General features: G+C 71.6%; 4 protein-coding genes. 2 read left to right on the top strand and 2 right to left on the bottom strand.

All coding sequences use genetic code 11. The features are described 5' to 3' along the window. The first annotated feature begins 57 nt into the window (after positions 1-57). A complete protein-coding gene (locus GT354_RS00685; protein ID WP_161354167.1) occupies positions 58-822 on the top strand; it encodes an SDR family oxidoreductase in 765 nt (254 codons plus the stop codon). 57 nt (positions 823-879) lie between these two features. Here GT354_RS00685 and GT354_RS00680 read toward each other — a convergent pair whose 3' ends face one another. Beyond that, entirely contained in the window at positions 880-1,611 is a 732-nt protein-coding gene (locus GT354_RS00680) for an SDR family oxidoreductase (RefSeq protein ID WP_161354166.1), read from the bottom strand. A 70-nt stretch (positions 1,612-1,681) separates the two neighbouring features. Between GT354_RS00680 and GT354_RS00675 the strand changes: the two genes are divergently transcribed. Continuing rightward, positions 1,682-2,260, top strand: a complete 579-nt coding sequence (locus tag GT354_RS00675) for a MarR family winged helix-turn-helix transcriptional regulator (RefSeq protein ID WP_161354165.1) — start codon at positions 1,682-1,684, stop codon at positions 2,258-2,260. A 292-nt stretch (positions 2,261-2,552) separates the two neighbouring features. Here the strand turns inward: GT354_RS00675 and GT354_RS00670 are convergent, their stop codons facing one another. Then, on the bottom strand, positions 2,553-2,753 hold the full coding sequence (locus GT354_RS00670) for a hypothetical protein (RefSeq protein WP_161354164.1): 201 nt from the start codon (positions 2,751-2,753) through the stop codon (positions 2,553-2,555). Between the last annotated feature and the right edge of the window lie 147 nt (positions 2,754-2,900).

Below are 2,900 nucleotides of genomic sequence, written 5' to 3'. Positions count from 1 at the left end.
CGCACCCGCACCCGCACCCGCACCCGCACCCACCCATCACACTCGGGAGTCACCACCATGAACGCCGCACGTTTCTCCGCCAAGACCGTCCTCGTCACCGGCGCCGGCCAGGGCGCGGGTCGCGAGATCGCCCTCGCCTTCGCCCGTGAGGGGGCCTCGGTCGTCGCCGCGGGCCGCACCGCCGCCTCGATCGGCGAGACCGTCCGGTTGATCGAGGCCGAGGGCGGCAAGGCCCTTGCCGTCACCGCCGACGTCGCCGACTCGGCGAGCGTGGCCGCCCTGGTCGCGCGAACCGTCGAGGTGTTCGGGGGGCTCGATGTCGCGGTCAACAACGCGGGCATGATCCGGGGTGTCGGCCCGATCGCCGACGTCGAGGAGGACGCCTGGCGCCAACTTTTCGACACCAACGTGACCGGCACGTGGCTGTCCATGAAGCACGAGATCGCCCACATGCGAGCACACGGCGGCGGCGCGATCGTGAACGTCGCGTCCAACCTCGGCGCACACAAGCGAGCCGCCAACCTCGGCGCCTACGTGACGTCCAAGGCCGCCGTCAGCGCGCTCACCCGCAATGCCGCGCTCGACCACATCGGCGAGGGCGTCCGGATCAACGCGGTGAGCCCCGGCCCACTGGCCACGACGATGTCACTGCGCCAGGGCGAGGCCGACGCCGATCGAGCCGACCGGATGAAGGCCGAGAACCCCTCGGGCCGGGTCGGCTCGTTGGCCGAACTCGCGGCAGCGGTCCTGTACTTGGCCTCGGACGACGCCGCCTTCACGGTCGGCGCCGACCTCGTGCTCGACGGCGGCGCCTCGGCCTGACCCCGGCCGAGCGTCGCCCGACGCACGGCCCGGACCCGTCGTCCGTACGGCTCGGCCTCAACGGGTCGTGTACGCACCGCCGTTCACGTTCAGGACCTGGCCCGTGACGTGTCGTGCGGCCGGCGACGCCAGGAACGCGACCGTGCCCGCGATGTCGGCCGGCGTTCCGGGGCGCCGAACCGCCGTCGCGGCGACCAGTTGTGCGCGCCGCTCGGCGGTGAGGTGGTCGCCGAAGAACTCGGTGTCGGCGATGTACCCGGGTGAGACCACGTTGGCGGTGATGTCGCGCGGGCCGAGTACGCCGGCCAGCGCGACGTTCCAGGAGGCGAGGCCGGCCTTGGCCGCGCCATAGGAGCCGGCGCCCTGGTCGGCGGCGATCGAGCCGATGTTGATCACCGCTCCGCCGCCGGCCAGGCGTGGCTCGAACGCCTTGACGGTCACCGCGGCGCTCACCAGGTTCGCATCGAGGTTGGCCCGGAACGCCTCGGCGTAGGCCGCGAGGTCGTCGCCGCCGGCCGCACCGAAGTCGGTGTTGCCGCCGGCGTTGTTGACCAGTACGTCGATGCGGTCCGGCAGATCGGCGTCCGCCAGGAGCCGGGTGAGCGCCGCGGGGTCGGTGTGGTCGCACACCAGCGCGCGGGCGCCGGTCTCGTGTGCCGCCGCCCGCAGCGGGGCCTCGCGGCGCCCGGTGATCGTGACGGCCTCGCCGAGGTCGGCGAAGGTCCGGGCGATGGCGAGTCCGATGCCCGTGCCGCCGCCGGTGATCAGGATGTTGCGTACGCGTGCCATAAGGTGAGCTCCACATCGGCTACATTAAGACCTAAATTTAGATCTAAACGTAGCACCCGAGGGAGGCCACATGGCAAGCGAGGACAACGAGTACTCGGCGGGCGGTACTCCTCGACCGGGGCATGCCGTCGAGGAGATCGCCTCCGCGTGGGAGCGCGAGCGCCCCGGTACTCCCGTCTCCTCGATCGGCATCGTCACCCCGATCTGGCGCCTGGCGAAGCTGCTCGGCGACGACCGCCGCCGCGTCCTGGCCCGGGCCGGCGTGGACACCGCTACCCTCGACCTCCTCAGCGTGCTGCGCCGCAGCGGACCGCCGTATGTCCTCACCACCCGCGAGCTGGGCACTCGCTCCCTCGTCACCGCCGGCGCGGTCTCCCAGCGCGTCGCCAAGGCCGAACGCGAGGGCTTGGTCGTCCGCCGGGCCGGCGCGGGGCGGGTCCGCTCGGTGGAGGTCGCACTGACCGAGACGGGCCATGCGGTGATCGAGGCGACGGTGGATCGGGTCCTCGGCCGCGAGGCGGAGCTCGTGAACGCGCTGACGCCCGAGCAACAGGCGCAACTGGCCGAGCTGTTGGGCATTTTGTTCGACGACGTCCGAGCACGGCTGGGTGACGACCGGATCACTCAGGTGGGTGACACCGACGCTTGACCCCCCACCGGGGCTCGACCCTCCCACCGGGGCTCGACGCGGTCGCGAACAGGCCCGCCCCCGGACACGCGTCGGCCCCGCCGGCGGCCCTCCCCTTCGGACTCCGCCGAGGAGTGGAGCGACGGCGACATGCGGCCACGTCGCACCCACCCCACTCCTCACCCGCCCCACACCTCACCCGCGGCCCGCACTACCCAAGCCGCGTCGGCGTCGTGGGCACGTCCGCAGTCACACCCACGGTCGCGCGGTCGCGGTCATGTACGCAGTCACACCCACGGCCGCGGTCAGCGCGTCAGACCGCCTCGACATGCCCCGGCTCGACCGCCACCTCGACGATCCGGGAGCCGCCGAGGACACCGCGCAACGTGAACAGCACCTCGATCCGACCGTCGTACGTGCGCCCCGCAACCACACCCGCCGCGCCGACCGGCACCGACTGGGTCAGTCCGCCGCCGATTCCCTGTTTCGCCTTGACCTTCGTTCCGATCTCCACGCCCGATTTTCTCCTTCTTGTCAGAATTACCCCTTTGCGCACCATCTTTCCGCGCATCGCCTCTCTACACATCGCGCTCTCTACACGTGCGCTCGCTACGCATGGCGCTCTATACGCATGGCGCTCGCTACGCATGGCGGGCTGTAC

The sequence above is a fragment of the Streptomyces sp. SID3343 genome (genome assembly GCF_009865215.1).
In the GTDB taxonomy this organism is placed as follows: domain Bacteria; phylum Actinomycetota; class Actinomycetes; order Streptomycetales; family Streptomycetaceae; genus Embleya.
Note: the sequence above shows the minus strand (reverse complement) of the source record. Positions and strands in the feature narration are given on the sequence as shown.

Coding starts and splice junctions, on each gene's coding strand:
- GT354_RS00680 (WP_161354166.1), bottom strand. CDS start 1,611: ATGGCACGCGTACGCAACATCCTGATCACCGGCGGCGGCACGGGCATC.
- GT354_RS00675 (WP_161354165.1), top strand. CDS start 1,682: ATGGCAAGCGAGGACAACGAGTACTCGGCGGGCGGTACTCCTCGACCG.
- GT354_RS00685 (WP_161354167.1), top strand. CDS start 58: ATGAACGCCGCACGTTTCTCCGCCAAGACCGTCCTCGTCACCGGCGCC.